The 15,621-nt window shown below is 63.9% G+C and carries 18 protein-coding genes; 16 read left to right on the plus strand and 2 right to left on the minus strand.

Features of this window, described 5'->3' with window-relative positions:
* Positions 1-273 precede the first annotated feature (273 nt).
* From mgtE to FLQ03_RS06130, 3 genes are read left to right on the plus strand one after another with little or no spacing between them, the layout of a single operon-like run.
* Positions 274-1,716, plus strand: a complete 1,443-nt coding sequence (gene mgtE, locus FLQ03_RS06120) for a magnesium transporter (protein ID WP_144372490.1) — start codon at positions 274-276, stop codon at positions 1,714-1,716.
* Between the two features lie 3 nt (positions 1,717-1,719).
* Positions 1,720-2,535, plus strand: coding sequence for a peptide chain release factor N(5)-glutamine methyltransferase (gene prmC, locus FLQ03_RS06125; RefSeq protein ID WP_144372491.1), 816 nt, complete (start codon positions 1,720-1,722; stop codon positions 2,533-2,535).
* The gene (locus tag FLQ03_RS06130) at positions 2,532-3,251 is read left to right on the plus strand and encodes a phosphatase PAP2 family protein (protein ID WP_144372492.1); all 720 of its coding nucleotides are present in this window, start codon (positions 2,532-2,534) and stop codon (positions 3,249-3,251) included. The genes prmC and FLQ03_RS06130 overlap by 4 nt, the downstream gene beginning before the upstream one ends.
* A 64-nt stretch (positions 3,252-3,315) precedes the next feature.
* Here the strand turns inward: FLQ03_RS06130 and FLQ03_RS06135 are convergent, their stop codons facing one another.
* On the minus strand, positions 3,316-3,795 hold the full coding sequence (locus tag FLQ03_RS06135; RefSeq protein WP_144372493.1) for an FKBP-type peptidyl-prolyl cis-trans isomerase: 480 nt from the start codon (positions 3,793-3,795) through the stop codon (positions 3,316-3,318).
* A gap of 140 nt (positions 3,796-3,935) precedes the next feature.
* Here FLQ03_RS06135 and FLQ03_RS06140 point away from each other — a divergent pair, with 140 nt between their 5' ends.
* From FLQ03_RS06140 to FLQ03_RS06150, 3 genes are all read left to right on the plus strand, one after another.
* Positions 3,936-5,057 (plus strand): ribosomal protein uL16 3-hydroxylase, encoded by a 1,122-nt coding sequence (locus tag FLQ03_RS06140; RefSeq protein ID WP_144372494.1) that lies wholly within the window; start codon positions 3,936-3,938, stop codon positions 5,055-5,057.
* 356 nt (positions 5,058-5,413) lie between these two features.
* Positions 5,414-5,725 (plus strand): hypothetical protein, encoded by a 312-nt coding sequence (locus tag FLQ03_RS19255; RefSeq protein ID WP_206210878.1) that lies wholly within the window; start codon positions 5,414-5,416, stop codon positions 5,723-5,725.
* 42 nt (positions 5,726-5,767) lie between these two features.
* Positions 5,768-6,385, plus strand: a complete 618-nt coding sequence (locus FLQ03_RS06150; protein WP_144372495.1) for a DedA family protein — start codon at positions 5,768-5,770, stop codon at positions 6,383-6,385.
* 66 nt (positions 6,386-6,451) lie between these two features.
* On the opposite strand, the gene FLQ03_RS06155 is transcribed toward FLQ03_RS06150, so the two are convergent.
* A complete protein-coding gene (locus FLQ03_RS06155; protein ID WP_144372496.1) occupies positions 6,452-6,778 on the minus strand; it encodes an FKBP-type peptidyl-prolyl cis-trans isomerase in 327 nt (108 codons plus the stop codon).
* A 152-nt stretch (positions 6,779-6,930) separates the two neighbouring features.
* On the opposite strand from FLQ03_RS06155, the gene FLQ03_RS06160 reads away from it, so the two are divergent.
* The 10 genes from FLQ03_RS06160 (at position 6,931) to FLQ03_RS06205 (ending at position 15,584) form a co-directional block, all read left to right on the plus strand.
* Positions 6,931-7,707: a DUF2189 domain-containing protein gene (locus tag FLQ03_RS06160; protein ID WP_144372497.1), complete on the plus strand. Its 777-nt coding sequence runs from the start codon at positions 6,931-6,933 to the stop codon at positions 7,705-7,707.
* A 10-nt stretch (positions 7,708-7,717) separates the two neighbouring features.
* Entirely contained in the window at positions 7,718-8,674 is a 957-nt protein-coding gene (locus tag FLQ03_RS06165; RefSeq protein ID WP_144372498.1) for a D-2-hydroxyacid dehydrogenase, read from the plus strand.
* A 156-nt stretch (positions 8,675-8,830) separates the two neighbouring features.
* The gene (locus FLQ03_RS06170) at positions 8,831-10,141 is read left to right on the plus strand and encodes an NAD(P)/FAD-dependent oxidoreductase (protein WP_144372499.1); all 1,311 of its coding nucleotides are present in this window, start codon (positions 8,831-8,833) and stop codon (positions 10,139-10,141) included.
* Positions 10,138-10,896 carry a DUF1365 domain-containing protein gene (locus FLQ03_RS06175; protein WP_170252321.1) on the plus strand — a complete coding sequence of 253 codons (759 nt, stop codon included), beginning with the start codon at positions 10,138-10,140 and terminating at the stop codon, positions 10,894-10,896. Before FLQ03_RS06170 ends, FLQ03_RS06175 begins: the two co-directional genes overlap by 4 nt.
* Positions 10,896-12,116, plus strand: coding sequence for an SAM-dependent methyltransferase (locus FLQ03_RS06180; protein ID WP_144372501.1), 1,221 nt, complete (start codon positions 10,896-10,898; stop codon positions 12,114-12,116). Before FLQ03_RS06175 ends, FLQ03_RS06180 begins: the two co-directional genes overlap by 1 nt.
* Complete coding sequence (locus FLQ03_RS06185; RefSeq protein ID WP_170252322.1) at positions 12,109-12,621, plus strand: chalcone isomerase family protein; 513 nt, start codon at positions 12,109-12,111, stop codon at positions 12,619-12,621. Before FLQ03_RS06180 ends, FLQ03_RS06185 begins: the two co-directional genes overlap by 8 nt.
* Positions 12,618-13,862 carry an MFS transporter gene (locus tag FLQ03_RS06190; protein WP_144372503.1) on the plus strand — a complete coding sequence of 415 codons (1,245 nt, stop codon included), beginning with the start codon at positions 12,618-12,620 and terminating at the stop codon, positions 13,860-13,862. Before FLQ03_RS06185 ends, FLQ03_RS06190 begins: the two co-directional genes overlap by 4 nt.
* A complete protein-coding gene (locus FLQ03_RS06195; protein ID WP_144372504.1) occupies positions 13,859-14,404 on the plus strand; it encodes a DUF3833 domain-containing protein in 546 nt (181 codons plus the stop codon). Before FLQ03_RS06190 ends, FLQ03_RS06195 begins: the two co-directional genes overlap by 4 nt.
* A complete protein-coding gene (locus tag FLQ03_RS06200) occupies positions 14,401-15,174 on the plus strand; it encodes an SDR family NAD(P)-dependent oxidoreductase (protein ID WP_144372505.1) in 774 nt (257 codons plus the stop codon). Before FLQ03_RS06195 ends, FLQ03_RS06200 begins: the two co-directional genes overlap by 4 nt.
* The gene (locus tag FLQ03_RS06205; RefSeq protein WP_144372506.1) at positions 15,171-15,584 is read left to right on the plus strand and encodes a nuclear transport factor 2 family protein; all 414 of its coding nucleotides are present in this window, start codon (positions 15,171-15,173) and stop codon (positions 15,582-15,584) included. The genes FLQ03_RS06200 and FLQ03_RS06205 overlap by 4 nt, the downstream gene beginning before the upstream one ends.
* Positions 15,585-15,621 lie beyond the last annotated feature (37 nt).

Genomic DNA, 15,621 nt, shown 5'->3' on the forward strand with positions numbered 1-15,621 from the left:
CCTCCCGTTTCATCAGGAGGTATAGCAAATGAGCTGATATTTTATTAAGTATTTGATTGCAATCCGGGCGGTACTGCCGCTGGCGGGTGCTGGTTGTTGACGGGGGCATCGTGTTACAATCCGGCCTCTTTCGTGATAGCTGCGCAGGAGCGCGGTGTAACTCATGGACTTACCCAGTTATTTCCTTTCTGATCTAGCCCTTACGGCTCAAAACTAAACCCCGCCCTTTGCCGGATGCATGGTCATTTCCGCCACGGGCGGAAGGAGACGTGCATGACGGTTGTCGACAAGAAACAACCTACCGATCGTCTGCAGGACAACCTCGTCCAGGTTCAGCGCCTTATCGAGCGCCACCGTCTGGTCGAGGACTTGGTGCATCGTCAGGACATGCCGCGGCATGACTTGGTGGAGTCGCTCGTCCACAAGCAGAACCTGGCCGAGCTGGAACACAAGCTGGAGGCGCTGCACCCGGCCGATATCGCCTACATCCTGGAAGCGTTGCCGCTGGAAGACCGCCTGCTGGTGTGGGACCTGGTCGACAGCGACGACGAAGGCGACATCCTGCTGGAAGTGTCCGACGCGGTGCGCGAATCGCTGATCGAGGCGATGGAGCAGCACGAGCTGGTGGCGGCGGCCGAGCAGCTGGACGCCGACGAGCTGGCCGACCTGGCGCCGGACCTGCCGCGCCAGGTGGTGTACGAGGTGATGGGCGGCCTGGACGAAGAAGAGCGCCAGCAGCTGCAGTCGGTGTTGTCGTACGAAGAAGACCAGGTCGGTGCGCTGATGGACTTCGACCTGGTGAAGATCCGCGCCGATGTCAGCTGTGAAGTGGTGCTGCGCTACTTGCGCCGCTTCGATGAACTGCCCAGCCAGACCGACAAGATTTTCGTGACCGACGAGGCCGGCGTGCTGAAGGGCGTGCTGCCGGTGCGCAAGCTGCTGGTGTCAGACCCCGACGCGCTGGTGGAAGAGGTGATGGCCACCGAAGTGGTGAGCTTTCGCCCGGAAGAAGACGCCGCCGACGCGGCGCTGGCGTTCGAGCGTTACGATCTGGTGACCGCGCCGGTGCTGGACGAGCACGGCGTGCTGATCGGCCGCCTGACGGTGGACGAGATGGTGGACGTGATCCGCGAAGAATCGGAAACCGAAGCGCTGAACCTGGCGGGCCTGAAGGAAGAGGAAGACCTGTTTGCGCCGGTGATCGATTCGGTGAAAAACCGCTGGGCTTGGCTGGCCATCAACCTGTGCACCGCGTTTGTGGCCAGCCGGGTGATTGGCGCTTTTGAGGGCAGCATCGAAAAGCTGGTGGCGCTGGCGGCGCTGATGCCCATCGTGGCCGGTATTGGCGGCAACTCCGGCAACCAGACCATCACCATGATCGTGCGCGCGCTGGCCATGGGCCAGTTGCAGCCGGGGCAGGCCAACCGCTTGTGGCGCAAAGAGCTGGGCGTGTCGGTGATCAATGGCGTGGTGTGGGGGGGCGCGCTGGGCGTGCTGGCCTGGATGCTGTACGGCAGCTTCTCGCTGGGGCTGGTGATGCTGGCGGCCACCACGCTGAACCTGATGTTGGCCGCCACCATGGGGGTGCTGATTCCCACCATGATGGAGCGTTTCGGTAAAGACCCGGCGGTGGGCAGCAGCGTGCTGATCACGGCGTGTACCGACTCGGGTGGTTTCTTTATTTTCCTGGGCCTCGCCAGCCTGTTCCTGTTGTAGATCATGCCTAGCATCAACGAAGCCCTACGCCACTTTACGCTGCCGCGGCTGGAGTCGCGGCTGCTGCTGGCCCACGTCAGCGGCCTGAGCCATAGCGCCATGGTGTCGGCTGGCCCGGAGCCATTGCCCGATGCGCAGTGGCAGGCATTTTGCCAACTGGCCGAGCGTCGTCTGGCTGGCGAGCCGGTGGCCTATTTGCTGGGCGAGCGTGAGTTTTATGGCCGCCGCTTTGCGGTATCGCCGGCGGTATTGATTCCGCGCCCGGAAACGGAGCACCTGGTGGAGGCTGCGCTGGACAAGGTTGGCCGCATGCAGCCTGCCCGGGTTGTGGATCTGGGTACCGGCAGTGGGGCCATAGCGGTAACGCTGGCGCTGGAAGCGCCGGCCTGGCAGGTGACGGCGGTAGACCTGTTGCCGGACGCGCTGGCGACGGCTGCGGCCAACGCCGCGTCGCTGGGTGCCACGGTGGCGTTCCACCATGGCAGCTGGTTTGATCCTTTGCCGTGCGATGCCGTGTTCGAGCTGATTGTCAGCAACCCACCGTATATCGATGCTGCCGATCACCACCTGGGCGAGGGGGACGTGCGTTTCGAGCCGCGCATGGCGCTGACCGACGGCCACGACGGGCTGGATTGCCTGCGTGCCATCGCCGCCGGTGCGCCGGCCAGGTTGGCCGCCGGCGGCTGGCTGATGGTAGAGCACGGTTACGATCAGGGGCCGGCGTGTCGCCAGCTGTTCGAGCAGGCCGGGCTGCAGCAGGTGGCGACGTTGCCTGATCTGGCTGGCCTCGATCGCGTGACGCTGGGGTGCAAGCCATGATCAAGGTGATGGCGGTAGTGTTGGGCGTACTGGCGCTGCTGGTGTGGCAACTGGACCTGAACCAGAGCCTGTTTGTCAGCCTGCATCATGCGCTGGCCGTGGTGCCGGGGCTGGTGTGGCGCCTGCTGAGCATGGTCGGCGAGTGGACGCTGGTGATCGGCGTGCTGCTGTGGCTTGCGGCTCGCCAGCCGCTACTGTTGCCGCGCATGGTGATGCTGGGGTTGGGGGGCGTGTTGGCCAGTATCTGGCTGAAAGCCGGTTTTGATGTGCTGCGACCGCCACTGTTGCTGCCGGTAGGCACCGTTACCTTGCTGGATGTGTTGCCGACCAACCAGTCTTTCCCGTCCGGCCATGCCATCGCGGTGGCGGTGTTGGCCGGGGTGCTGATGTGGAAACGGTCGTTGCGCGGCCAACTTGGCCTGGCTTTGCTGGCGGTGATGGTGTGCCTGTCGCGCATCGCCATCGGTGTGCACTGGCCGCTGGACGTGCTGGCGGGGGCGGCTGCCGGTTTTGTGCTGGTGTCGCTGGCCGAGCGGGTGGGCAAAAGCAGCTTTCCGCCTGCCTTGCTATTGCAGGTATGCAAGGCGCTGGCGCTGGTGTTGCTGGCCGTGACGCTGGTGAAACTGTGGCATGCCCGGCCCAACGAAGCCTATGTGCTGTACAACCTGATCACGCTGGGCTTGTGTGCTGCCGTGCTGCGCCGTGCAGCCTTGTAAACAGCAGGCATGAAAAAACGGGGCGAAGCCCCGTTTTGTGTTGCCATTACCCGAGGGGTAAGGCTTAGTGGTGGTGACCGTGTTCGCCGTGGGCGTGGCCGTGGGCGATTTCGTCTTCGGTAGCCGGGCGGATTTCAGCCACGGTAGCCTGGAAGCGGATGGTCAGGCCGGCCAGCGGGTGGTTGCCGTCCAGTACGGCTTTGCCATCGGCAACGTCGGTGACACGGAACAGGATCACGTCGCCGGTTTCCGGATCGTCAGCTTCGAACATCATGCCGACTTCGACTTCTTCCGGCAGTACGTCCAGCGGCTCTACGCGCACCAGCTCTTCTTCCGGCTCGCCGAAAGCATCGTCCGGGGTCAGGGTCACGTTGATGGACTCGCCCACGGCTTTGCCGTGCAGGGCTTCTTCCACCAGCGGGAAAATGCCGTCGTAACCGCCATGCAGGTAAGCGATGGGCTCTTCAGTCTTGTCGAGCAGGGTGTTGTCGGCGTCGTACATTTCGTAGTGAATGGTTACGACCGAGTTTTTAACGATTTGCATGAGGCGGTACCGTCGTAGAGAGAATGAAAGGGAATCTTGATACATCGCAGGCCGGCCGGTACTCGGATGCAGCACAATCCGGCGCAAACAGATATCCCCCTATTGTAAACCATTGACCGAGTGCGTCACGAGAATCTGCCATGAAACCGATTGATCTACTGGGCGGCATGACTGCCGACACTTTCCTGAAAGAATACTGGCACAAGAAGCCGCTGCTGATCCGTGGCGCGCTGAAGGACGTGGGCGAGCACGTCGATTACGCCTGGTTGGCCAAGTTGGCCGCCGATGAAGACGTGGAGTCGCGTCTGATCGAGTACAAGCAGGGCAAGTGGCACCTGGAGCGCGGCCCGTTCCGCGCTGGCCGCCTGCGCCGCCTGCCGGAAACCGACTGGACCATCCTGGTGCAGAACGTCAACCATCATCTGCCGCATATTGCCGATATCCTGTGGCGCTTCGACTTCATGCCGTATGCCCGTCTGGACGACCTGATGATCAGCTATGCGCCACCTGGCGGTACTGTCGGCCCGCATTTCGATTCTTATGATGTGTTCCTGCTGCAGGTGGGCGGGCACAAGCGCTGGCAGATTTCGTCGCAGAAAGACGAGGCCTTCATCGAAGATGCGCCGATCAAGGTGCTGAAGGATTTCCAGGTAGAAGAAGAGTTCGTCCTGGAGCACGGTGACATGCTGTACCTGCCGCCCAAGTGTGCGCACTACGGCGTGGCGTTGGAGCCGGGCATGACGTATTCCATCGGCTTCCGTGCCCCGTCGGCACAAGAGCTGGCCACCGAGTTTCTGGTGTACCTGCAAGACCGGGTGTGCGTGGAAGGCCGTTACGCTGACCCCGACCTCAAGCAGCAGGCCGAGCCGGCACGTATCAGCGATGACATGGTCGAGCAGGTGAGTGCCATGCTGCAGCAGATCCGCTGGGATAAATCGGTGGTCGCCGATTTCCTGGGACATTACCTGACCGAACCCAAACCGCATGTATTTTACGAGGGCCCGGAAGCAGAGCTGGATGAGGATGAATTTGCTGAAGCTGCGCGCCAAAGCGGCATTGTGCTTGATTTAAAGAGCCAGATTCTTTATTCCAATGACATGCTGTACTGCAACGGACAGCTGTTGGAAAGCGAACCGGTGGACCTGGCGGCGTGGCAAGCACTGGCCAATGGCCGACAATTGCCTGCCGATCGATTGTCCGACAATATGATGCCTTTACTGTTCGAGGGTTACCTTGCCGGTTGGTGGCATATTGCCGGCTGACAGCGGCAGACTGTGGTGTCAGTACGCCACTTTGGCTGATCAGAAACGAAGATTTTTTATCGAAATGGTGGGGCGGGTCATTAGTGGAATGTTGCATTGCAGCATGGGCAATGCAAATATCCGCAATAAATTAACGTTTACCCCCTTCCCAACATTTTTATTCGTGCTAGAATTTGCGCACTGACAGTATCTACACTGCTTTCTCTGTCCGAACTTTTTTTGAGAGAGAGTAGTGAACCAGACGTCTTGTTCAACACTTACTTTCAAAGGTAATAAACAAATGAAACAGTCGCTCCTCGTTGCTGCCCTGCTGGCCGTTGCTCTGTCCGCTTGCGGTAAGAAAGAAGAAGCTCCGGTTGAAGCTTCCGCTCCGGCAGTTGAAGCTTCCGCTCCGGCCGTTGAAGCTTCCGCCCCGGCTGCTGACGCTTCCGCTCCGGCTGCTGACGCTTCCGCTCCGGCTGCTTCCGCTGCTCAGTAATCACGTTTTACGTGGTTACCCCAAAAAACCGGCCTCTGGCCGGTTTTTTGTTGCCTGTCATTTTGGTATTTTTCATGCCGTTCATGCTGATGCGATGATTTCAATCAAGCGCCTGCGTGCAGCGTGCAGCAGCCTGATGGCGTGCCTGTGCTATGATGCTTGCCGGTTTGAACCGTCTATCTCCCGGTAGGTCGAAGCGACACGCTGAACCCTCCTAGCTTGTCAGGCGCACATGGATATCCTGCAACTCCTTCTCGATTTCTTTACCGGATACGGCTACTTCGCCGTATTCATCGTACTGCTGGTCTGTGGTTTTGGTGTGCCCATTCCGGAAGACATTACCCTGGTGGCCGGCGGCATCATCTCCGGGCTTGGTTATACCAACGTTCACTGGATGTTTGCGGTTGGGATGGCTGGCGTGCTGGTCGGTGATGGCATCATGTTTGGTGCTGGCCGTCTTTATGGCGAGCGTGTGCTGCGCTTTCGTCCTGTGGCGCGGGTGATGACCCCCGAGCGCTTTGCCGCTACCCAGGAAAAATTTGCCCGTTACGGTAACTGGGTATTGTTTGTTGCGCGCTTTTTGCCTGGCCTGCGTTCTCCCATCTTCCTGACGGCCGGCATGACCCGGCGCATCCCGTACTGGCGTTTCCTGATGATGGACGGTTTTGCCGCGCTGATCTCGGTGCCGGTGTGGGTGTATCTGGGTTACTTCGGCGCCCGCAACCGCGAGTGGCTGATGCACATGGTGCACCGTGGTCAAGCTGGGATTCTGATCACGCTGGCGCTGGCGGGTATCGTGATCGGCATTGTGTACTGGCGCCGCAAGCGTGCGGCACGCGCCCAGGCCTGAGCGGTCTGGATAGAAAGAAAAACGCCCCGGGCTTGGCCGCGGGGCGTTTTTGTTTGGCCGGCCGGCTTAGCCTACCTGCAGCAGCTCCACTTCGAATACCAGCGTGGCATTCGGCGGAATGACGCCACCGGCGCCGCGTGCGCCGTAGCCCAGTTCGGACGGGATGGTCAGCTTGCGTTTGCCGCCGACTTTCATGCCCTGTACGCCCTGATCCCAGCCTTTGATCACGTAGCCGGCGCCCAGCGGAAAGCTGAACGGCTGGAAACGGTCTTTGCTGGAGTCGAATTTGGTGCCGTCGGTCAGCCAGCCGGTGTAGTGCACGGTGACTTCTTCACCGGCTACCGCTTCTTTGCCCTCGCCGGTCACCAGATCTTCGATGATCAGTTCTGCCATTGTATTGTCCTTACGTTACCGCATTGATCGGGGCGCTCATTCTACCAGTCTCGCCCCTTGCTGTGGCGGCAGCGTTTTTTTATGACAATCAGTGTCTTATAAAATAAGGACGATACAAACGCATAATCGCTTGCAAAGGGGAGGGCGCCACCATGGAACTCAGCTGTCTCGCCAGCCGGCAACACATCGTGATCCAGCGGGTGCCGCATCGCGCGCCGCTACAGTGGCTAAAGCTGGGTTGGCGCGATCTGCAGCGCACCGCGAATGACGCCTTGCTGTACGGCGCCGGCTTCGTGCTGCTGGCCTATGGCTTGGCCTTCCTGCTGCAGGCCGCGCCGGAACTGGCCATGCTGGAAGGCGCGGCCAGCTTGCTGTTGCTGCCCTTTCTTGCCAGTGGCCTGTACGACATCGCCCGCCAGCAGCAGGCGTTTAACGGGGGGCGGGTGATGCTGCAGCACAGCGCGCTGGCTTGGCGCGCCAACGCCGGCGGCTTGGCGCTGTTCGGCATGGTGCTGGCGCTGCTGCTATGCCTGTGGGTAGCGGCATCGCTGATGCTGCTGGCGCTGTTTTACCAGGGCAGCCTGCCGGCTGCCGACGCCTTGCTGGCACAATTGCTGCAGCAGGATAATCTGGCGTTCCTGCTGGCCTGGGCGGCGTTGACGCTGCTGTTCCTGCTGCTGGGGCTGGCGCTGAGCATTTGTAGCGCTGCCATGTTGCTGGACAAAGAGATCGACGCCATTACCGCCATGCAGGCCAGCCTGGCGGTGGTTGGCCGCAACGGGGTGACGATGCTGGTGTGGGCCGTTATGATCGTCGGGCTGCTGGCGGTCGGTTTGGCCAGCCAGTTTGTCGGCTTGCTGCTGGTGGCCCCCTGGCTGGGCTTGTCCAGCTGGCATGCCTACCGTGCCCTGATCGCCTACGAGTGCTAGACCTGCCCACATGAACCCGTTACACATAGTTTTCCTGGACCGCGACAGCCTGCCTGCCGCCTTGCCGGCGTTCGGCTTTGCCCACCGTTTTACTGCGCATGCCGCCAGTAACCATGACGACATCGTCGCCCGCTGTGCCGACGCCGACGTGGTCATTACCAATAAAGTACCGTTCGATGCCGCTACGCTGGCGGCATTACCGCAGCTGAAGATGCTGGCCATTGCCGCCACCGGCTACAACCATATCGATATCGAGGCCTGCCGTCGCCAGGGTGTGGCGGTGGCCAACATCCGCCATTACGGCGATGACACCGTAGCCGAGCACGCCTTCATGCTGATGATGGCGCTGATGCGCAACCTGCCGGCCTATCAGCGCGACGTGGCCGCGGGCGTGTGGCAGAACGCGCCGCAGTTCTGCCACTTCGGTGCACCCATCCGCGACCTGCAGGGTGCGACGCTGGGCATTTTCGGCAGTGGCGGCATCGGTCAGGCCATGGCCGCCCGCGCTCGCGCCTTCGGCATGCGGGTGCAGTTTGGGGAGCGCAAAGGTGCCAGCGACGTCCGCGACGGCTATGTGTCGTTCGATACGCTGCTGGCTACCTCGGACGTCATCTCGTTGCATTGCCCGCTGAACGACAGCACGCGCAACCTGATTGCCCAGCCCGAGCTGATGGCGATGAAGCCCGGCGCCATCCTGATCAACACCGCTCGCGGCGGCCTGGTGGATGAGGAGGCTCTGGTCGCCGCGCTGAAATACGGCCAGATCGGCGGCGCCGGTTTCGATGTGTTGTCGGTGGAGCCGCCACGCGATGGCAACCCGCTGTTGAAAGCCCGGCTGCCGCACCTGATCGTCACCCCGCACGTCGGCTGGGCCAGCCGCGAGGCGATGGACAGGTTGGCCGCACAGCTGGTGGACAACATCACCGCCTGGCAGCAGGGCCGTCGGCAAAACCGCCTGGACGGCTGACCCAGCCGGCTGCCTGGCTTGCCATGCGCGACAGTATGTCTTGAACAAATTACCCGCTTGGCGGGTTTTTTGTTGAACTAATCAATTTTGTACAGTACAAAGCATAAACAAGATTGATTTGTCCGGCCCCATGCGGCCAACACGAGGACACAAGACATGCATATCGCAGTAGCAGGGGCCGGTATTGCCGGCTTGTCGGCAGCCTGGCTGCTGGCGCGCAGCGGCCACCAGGTAACGCTGTTCGAGGCCGCCGATTACGCCGGTGGCCACAGTAATACCGTAGACGTGACGCTGGATGGCGTGACGGCACCGGTGGATACCGGCTTTCTGGTGCACAACGACCGCACCTACCCCAACCTTACCCGCCTGCTGGCCTTGCTGGACGTGCCGGTGTACCACACCGAGATGACGTTCTCGGTGCTGCTGGAGCAGGAAAAACTGGAGTGGGCCGGCAGTAATCTGGCCACCTTGTTTGCCCAAAAGCGCAACCTGCTGCGCCCGGCGTTCTGGCACATGCTGCGCGACATCCTGCGCCTGCACCGCGAGGCGCCGCAGCTGCGCGACGAGGCCCACGCCAGCGGCGACACGCTGGGTGCCTTGCTGGACCGCCACGGTTACGGCCAGCCGCTGCGCGACTGGTACCTGCTGCCGATGGGGGCGGCCATCTGGTCCAGCTCCACCCGCGACATGGCGGCGTTCCCGGCGGCCACTTTCTTTGATTTCTGCCTCAACCACGGCTTGATGCAGGTACTGGACCGGCCGCAGTGGAAAACCATCCAGGGTGGCTCCCGCGTGTACGTGCAGCGTTTGCTGCAGAGCATGCAGGATGTGCGACTCTCCACGCCGGTGCAGCGCGTGACGCGCGACGACAGCGGCGTCACCGTGCATAGCCGCTACGGTGCCGAGCGCTTCGACCAGCTGGTGCTGGGTTGCCATAGTGACCAGGCGCTGGCGCTGCTGGCCGACGCCAGCCCGGCCGAGGTGGATGTGCTGTCGCGGCTGCGCTACCAGCCCAACCGCGCCGTGCTGCACACCGATGCCAGCTTCCTGCCGCAACGCGAGAGCGCCTGGGCAGCGTGGAACTACCGGGTTGGCCGCGCTGGCGTCAGCGACGCGCCGGTGATGGTGAGCTACCTGCTCAATACGCTGCAGCAGCTGCCGTTCCGCCAGCCGGTGATTGTGACTCTCAACCCTTACCGCGAGCCGGCCGGCGTACTGGCCGAGTTCGACTACGCACACCCGGTATTCGATAGCGACGCCATTGCCGCCCAGCATGCGCTACATGCCATCCAGGGGCGGCAGCGTACCTGGTTCGCCGGTGCCTGGGCGGGTTATGGCTTTCATGAGGACGGCCTCAAGGCCGGCATGCTGGTGGCGCAGCAGCTGGGGGCCCGCATTCCGTGGGACTGCAGCGTGCCGCTGGCCGAGCATCGCCCGCTGCCCCAACTGGCGGGGGCCGGCGCGTGAGCGCGCAGCTGTACGCCGGCCAGGTGTGGCACGGCCGGCGCCAGCCGGCGCGGCACCAGTTTGCCTACCGTCACGCCTGGGTGGCGCTGAGCCTGCCGCAGGCCGATCAGCCGGCCATCCGCCTGGCGCCCGGTGTGCGCTGGCTGCGTCGCCGGCACGGCCCGCGCGACGGCAGCCCGCTGTGGCCGTGGCTGACGCAAAAGCTGGCCGCCGCCGGCTTTCATGGCGCGGCGCGCATCGAGCTGCATACGCTGCCGGGCGTACTGGGCTATGCCTTTAACCCGGTCAGTTTTTACCTGGTGCTGGATGCCGCCGAGCGCCTGCGCGCGGTGTGGGTGGAAGTGAGTAACACCTTTGGCGACCACCACGACTACTGCGTGCACCACCAGGATTGGGCGCCGATTGCCGCCCGCGACAGCTTCATTGCGCCCAAGGCACTGCACGTGTCGCCGTTTTTCCAGGTGGAAGGCGAGTACCGCTTCCGCTTCCAGCGTGGCGCCGATGGCCGCTTTGCCGTGCGCATTGCCTACGGCCGTCAGGCTGGCGCTACCGATTTCGTGGCCACCCAGCAAGGTTGGCCGCAGCCGGCCGGCGCCGGCGCCACCTGGCGCCTGGTGCTGGCCTGCGCCTCGCTCACCTTTGCGGTGTGGGCGCGAATCCATTGGCAAGCCCTGCGCCTGTGGCGCAAGGGCGTCCCGTTTCATGGCAAACAAGGCGTGCCCGTCGCGCCGCAACCCGATCGCCGGAGTGTGTGATGACCACCTTGAACCCTTCCCTCAACAAGCAGCCGCTGCGCGCACCGTGGTACGCCCGTCCGCTGCTGGCAGGCCTGGAACGCTTGCTGTACGGCCAGCTGCTGCTGGTGGCGCCGGATGGCAGCCAGCGCCTGTTCAGCGGCCGTCACGCCGGCCCCGACGCCGCGCTGCATATCCACGATTGGCGCGCACTGCGCCGTATTGCACTGGCCGGTGACATTGGCCTGGCCGAGGCCTGGCGCGACGGCCAGGCCAGCTCGCCCGACTGGGTGGCGCTGATGCGGCTGGCGCTGCAGAACGAACCGGCCGTCGAGCAGGCCATTCACGGCAGCTGGCTGGGCAAGATCGGCTACCTGCTGCGCCACTTGGGCCGCGCCAATACCCGCAAGGGCAGTCGCCGCAATATCCACGCCCATTACGACCTGGGCAACGACTTCTACAAGCTGTGGCTGGACCCGAGCATGAGCTACTCGGCTGCCGTGTTTGACGGCAACCGCCAGCAAAGCCTGGAAGCCGCGCAGTGGGCCAAGTACGAGCGCATCCTGCAGCGGCTGAACCCGCAACCGGGGCAGCGCATCCTGGAAATCGGCTGTGGCTGGGGCGGCTTTGCCGAGTACGCCATCCGCACCCGTGGCGTACACGTTACCGGCCTGACGCTGTCTACCGAGCAGCTGGCCTGGGCGCAGCAAAGGTTGGCCGCCGCCGGGCTGGCGGCGCAGGCCGACCTGCGGCTGCAGGACTACCGCGACGTGGACGGCCAGTACGACCACATCGTTTCCATCGAGATGCTGGAGGCGGTGGGCGAGCGCTGGTGGCCCAGCTATTTCGCCACCCTCAAGCAACGGCTGAAGCCCGGTGGCAAGGCGATGGTGCAGGTGATCACCATCGGCGACGCCTGGTTCGAGCGCTATCGCAGCAGCACCGACTTCATCCAGCAGTTCATCTTCCCCGGCGGCATGCTGCCGTCACCGGGCGAACTGGACCGCCAGATCGCCGCCGCTGGCCTGACGCTGAACGACCGCTACACCTTCGGCGCCGACTACGCCGAAACCCTGCGCCGCTGGCTGGCCGACTTTGACGCCGTGCAGCTGCGCGTGCGCGCCCAGGGCTTTGACGAGGCGTTCGTGCGCGTGTGGCAGTTCTACTTCTACTACTGCATCGCCGGTTTCGACGCCGGGCGTACCGATGTGTGCCAGCTGGAGATCGAGCGCCGTGTCTAGATGGTTGGCCACCGGCGCTGCCATCGCCGGCCTGATGATTGCGGAGGTAACCATGGCCCTGCCTGCCGAGCTTGGCGGCTTGCGCCCGTTGGGGGAGGGGAGTCTGCGCTGGTTCGGTTTCCGGCTGTACGACGCCACGCTCTACACCCAGCAAGGCCAGCCGTTTGACTGGAACCGGCCGTTTGCGCTGTCGCTGCGTTATGCGCGCGATATCCCTTCGGCCAAGATCGTGGACGTCAGCCTGGAAGAAATGCAGCGCTACGGCATGCCCGATAACCGGCGCGACGCCTGGCGCAGCACCATGCAAGCGGCGTTTCCCGACGTGAAGCAGGGCGATGAAATCGTGGGGGCGTTTGACGGTAACCGCGTGCGCTTCTGGCACAACGACAAGCCCACCCGCACGCTGGACGACCCGCTATTTGGCCGCACCTTCTTCCGCATCTGGCTGGACCCGGCGTCACGGGCGCCGGCCTTGCGCGAGCAGTTGCTGAAAAGCGCGTCATGAGCCCGCAGCAACTGGCGCTGGCCGGTTTTGCCGGCATGCCGCTGGCGATGCTGGCGCTACCGGTGTACCTGCATACCCCGGCCTTGTACGCCCGCGATTACGGCATGGCGCTGGGGCTGTTGGGCGCCTTGCTGTTTGTGACGCGGCTGCTGGATACCGCGCTCGACCCGCTGCTGGGGCTGTGGCAAGACCGGCTGTCGCCGGCGGCGCAGCGCGGCGGCCATCTGCTGGCCGTGGTGGCCGGCTGCGCCGGTTTTGCCTGGCTGGTGGCGCCGCTGCCGCAGTGGCCGCTGGCAGTGCAGATGGCGGCGTCCTTGCTGCTGGTGTACGTGGCGCATGGCTGGCTCACCATCGCTTTGCTGCGCTACGGCGCCGCGCTATGGCCGACGCCGCCCGGGCGGGCAAGGGTGGCGGCCTGGCGTGAAGGCTGGGGACTGGCCGGTGTGATGTTGGCCGCCGCCTTGCCGGCGTGGTGGGCGGCCAGTGAAGGCGAAGCCGCGGCGCTACAACGCTTTGTCTGGGTGTTGTTGCCGCTGGCAGGGCTGGGCTTGTTGGCCGCCGCCTTGGCGCCACCCCCTGCGCTGCCGGTTGCGGCCAACCCCGTTGCGCTGGCCGGAACGGACGGGCCGCGCTGGTGGCAGCAGCCGACACTGCGCCGTGCCGGTGTGGTGTTGCTGCTGAATGCGGTGGCGATGGCGATCCCCGCCACGCTGCTCAATTTTTACGTAGCCGACGTGCTGCAGGCACCCGCGCAGACCGGGGTGTTCTTGTTGGCCTACTTCGTCGCCGCAGGCGTGTCGCTGCCGGGTTGGGTGGCCCTGGCCGATCGCATCGGCAAGGTGCGGGCCTGGCAGGCCGGCATGGCGCTGGCGTTGGCGGGGTTTGCGCCGGTGGCGTGGCTGGGGGCGGGCGATAGCGCCGGCTTTGTGTTGGTGTGCGTGCTGACTGGCGCCGCGCTGGGTGCCGATCTGGCCTTTGCCAGCGCCCTGGTGGCCGATGCGCTGGGTGACAGGGTTGGCCGCGACGGCGGTGCGGTGTTCGGCACCGTGTCGATGCTGAACAAATTGGCGCTGGCTTTGGCCGCCGGCATCACGCTGCCGCTGGCGCAGTGGGCCGGCTATACCCCCGGGCAAGCCAGCCCGGCACTGTTGTGGCTGTACGCCGGCTTGCCGGCTTTGTTCAAGCTTTGGGCTGGGTGGTGGCTGGGCCACCGTCAGCCCGCCATAGAAGGAACCGAATGATGGCAAGGCATTGGCTAAAGGCGCTGCTGCTGTGCGCCAGCGTGGCGCTGGCAGGGTGCAGTACGGCGTCGCTGGACGATTACCGTGGTACCAAGCCGGCGCTGGATCTGCAAACCTACTTCAACGGGCCGGTGACGGCGCAAGGCGTGTTTCAGGACCGTAGCGGCAAGGTGGTACGCCGCTTTACTGTGCAGATGACGGCTAGCTGGCAGGGCGATACCGGCGTGCTGGACGAGCACTTCACCTACGACGACGGCGAGAAACAGCGCCGGGTGTGGACGCTGAAGAAGCAGCCGGACGGCCGTTACACCGGTACCGCCGATGATGTGGTGGGCGAAGCCAGCGGCCGCACCGAAGGCTTTGCGCTGTTCTGGGATTACACCTTGCGCCTGCCGGTAGACGGGGAGGTCTACGAAGTACGCTTCGACGACTGGATGTACCAGCTGGACGAGCGCACGCTGCTCAACCGCTCGGTGATGAGCAAATGGGGCGTGAAGCTGGGCGAAGTGACGCTGTTCTTCCGCAAGGGGGAGGCACCGTGAGCCTGAACCCGCGTCTGCAGCACTGGCCCGGTCAGCGTGTATGGCTGGTGGGCGCCGGTCACGGCATCGGTGCGGCGCTGGCCGAGACGCTGCAGCAGCAGGGCGCCCGGGTGGCGCTGTCCGGCCGTACCGAGGCCGCGTTGCAGGCGGTGGCGCAGCAGCGGCCCGACATGCCGGTACACGTAATGGACGCCACACAGCCCGACGACTGGGCGCGCGTACGCGACGCGCTGCTGGCTGAGTGGGGCGGCATCGATCTGGTGATCGTGATGGCTGGCGATTACACCCCGCTGCGTGCCTGGGAGCTGACGCCCGAGACGGCGCGCCGCATGGTGGACATCAACCTGTTGGCGCCGATGTACGCCGCTGCTGCCTGTGTGCCGCAACTGATGGCGCAGCAGGGTGGTGGCCTGGTGCTGGTGGCCAGCGTGGCGGGTTGGTCCGGCATGAGCAACGGGCTGGTTTATGGCGCTACCAAGGCGGCGGTCAATCACTTTGCCCAGACGCTGTACCTGGACTTGCACCGTCACGGCATTGGCGTCTATCTGGTGAACCCCGGCTTTGTAGCCACCCGCCTCACCGCGCAGAACGAGTTTGCCATGCCGGCGCTGCTGACGCCGCAGCAGGCAGCCGACGCCATCCTGCACGGCCTGGCCCGTGGCCGTTTCGATATTCACTTTCCGCGGCGCTTCACGCTGGCGCTGAAGTTGGCCGCCCACCTGCCTTACCGGCTGTATTTCTGGCTTGCACACAAGGTAACCGGACTATGAACCCTGCACTTGCCCGCCATCTTGATTGGTTCACTACGCTGTCGCCGGCCACGCTGGACGATATCGACGGCGTTTACGCCGACGGCGCCAGTTTTCGCGACCCGTTCAACGCCATCAAGGGCCGTAGCCAGATCAAGGCGCTGTACGCCCGCATGTTCCGCAGCCTGGCCGAGCCGCGCTTCGTGATTGGCGAGGTGATCAGCGACGGCGACAAGGCGTTTGTCACCTGGGATTTCACTTTTGCCATGATGGGCAAGCCGCAGTGCATCCACGGCGGCACCTTGTTCGTGCTGGGCAGCGATGGCCGCATTATCGACCATCGCGATTACTGGGATGCGGCGGAAGGCTTGTACGAGAAGCTGCCGCTGTTGGGCGGGGTACTGCGCTGTCTGAAACGGCGCATGGCATAATAGCCGCCCTGTTAATGTGTTGTTGCCTGCGGCCCTG

The organism is Vogesella urethralis, assembly GCF_007644045.2.
GTDB classification, from domain to species: Bacteria; Pseudomonadota; Gammaproteobacteria; order Burkholderiales; family Chromobacteriaceae; genus Vogesella; species Vogesella urethralis.

Coding starts and splice junctions, on each gene's coding strand:
- mgtE (WP_144372490.1), top strand. CDS start 274: ATGACGGTTGTCGACAAGAAACAACCTACCGATCGTCTGCAGGACAAC.
- prmC (WP_144372491.1), top strand. CDS start 1,720: ATGCCTAGCATCAACGAAGCCCTACGCCACTTTACGCTGCCGCGGCTG.
- FLQ03_RS06130 (WP_144372492.1), top strand. CDS start 2,532: ATGATCAAGGTGATGGCGGTAGTGTTGGGCGTACTGGCGCTGCTGGTG.
- FLQ03_RS06135 (WP_144372493.1), bottom strand. CDS start 3,795: ATGCAAATCGTTAAAAACTCGGTCGTAACCATTCACTACGAAATGTAC.
- FLQ03_RS06140 (WP_144372494.1), top strand. CDS start 3,936: ATGAAACCGATTGATCTACTGGGCGGCATGACTGCCGACACTTTCCTG.
- FLQ03_RS06150 (WP_144372495.1), top strand. CDS start 5,768: ATGGATATCCTGCAACTCCTTCTCGATTTCTTTACCGGATACGGCTAC.
- FLQ03_RS06155 (WP_144372496.1), bottom strand. CDS start 6,778: ATGGCAGAACTGATCATCGAAGATCTGGTGACCGGCGAGGGCAAAGAA.
- FLQ03_RS06160 (WP_144372497.1), top strand. CDS start 6,931: ATGGAACTCAGCTGTCTCGCCAGCCGGCAACACATCGTGATCCAGCGG.
- FLQ03_RS06165 (WP_144372498.1), top strand. CDS start 7,718: ATGAACCCGTTACACATAGTTTTCCTGGACCGCGACAGCCTGCCTGCC.
- FLQ03_RS06170 (WP_144372499.1), top strand. CDS start 8,831: ATGCATATCGCAGTAGCAGGGGCCGGTATTGCCGGCTTGTCGGCAGCC.
- FLQ03_RS06180 (WP_144372501.1), top strand. CDS start 10,896: ATGACCACCTTGAACCCTTCCCTCAACAAGCAGCCGCTGCGCGCACCG.
- FLQ03_RS06190 (WP_144372503.1), top strand. CDS start 12,618: ATGAGCCCGCAGCAACTGGCGCTGGCCGGTTTTGCCGGCATGCCGCTG.
- FLQ03_RS06195 (WP_144372504.1), top strand. CDS start 13,859: ATGATGGCAAGGCATTGGCTAAAGGCGCTGCTGCTGTGCGCCAGCGTG.
- FLQ03_RS06205 (WP_144372506.1), top strand. CDS start 15,171: ATGAACCCTGCACTTGCCCGCCATCTTGATTGGTTCACTACGCTGTCG.